This is a genomic window from Kitasatospora phosalacinea, assembly GCF_000717185.1.
Classification (GTDB): domain Bacteria; phylum Actinomycetota; class Actinomycetes; order Streptomycetales; family Streptomycetaceae; genus Kitasatospora; species Kitasatospora phosalacinea_A.
In genome coordinates this window covers 1-617 of sequence record NZ_JNYE01000268.1, presented here as the reverse complement: position 1 = coordinate 617, position 617 = coordinate 1, and the positions used below count along the sequence as shown (strand labels likewise).

1 protein-coding gene is annotated in these 617 nt (G+C 66.9%); it reads right to left on the bottom strand.

Annotated features, from left to right (window positions below; genetic code table 11):
- Nucleotides 1-21: 21 nt before the first annotated feature.
- On the bottom strand, nucleotides 22-617 hold a 596-nt coding region (locus OO57_RS37955), incomplete at its 5' end, for a transposase (protein ID WP_033257480.1).

The window sequence follows — 617 nt, the reverse complement described above, 5'->3', positions numbered from 1 at the left end:
CTAGATGAATGATGCGAAGGGTTAGTGGTCGTAGGCGGTCAGGGAGCGCATGACGTGCTGGCCGGTGTGGTGGTTGTGCCAGATCGCGGTGGTCAGGGCGAGGATGCGTTGCAGAACCCGGGCCATGACACCGCCTGGGGTGCGGCCCTGGTGGCGTTCGAGGTCGAGTTGGGCTTTGAAGGTCTGGTTGACGGACTCGATCACCTGTCGTAGCGGTTTGAACAGCTCGGATCCGGCTCGTGGGGGTTCGCCCCTGCGGGCCGGCCGCAGCAGGCTGACTCCCCACTCGGTGAGTTCGTGTTCGAAGGCGCGGCCGTAGTAGTGCCGGTCGGCGATGAGGGTCTGTCCCGGGCGGGCGGCGACGAGGTGGGGTTCGGCATGGAGCATGCCGAGCAAGGTCTGGCGTTCGTCGGCTTTCGCACCGGTGAGGGCGAAGGCGACGGGCAGACCGTGCAGGGTGCACACCAGGTGCAGCAGCAGGCCCCAGAAGTATCGGGAGTGGCTGGCGCAGTAGCCGTACTCGGCCCATCCGGCCAGGTCGGAGCGTTTGGCGGTCTCGCGTGAGCGCCCGCACTCCACCGGTGTGGAGTCGACGACCCACACGCTGTCGGTCCACA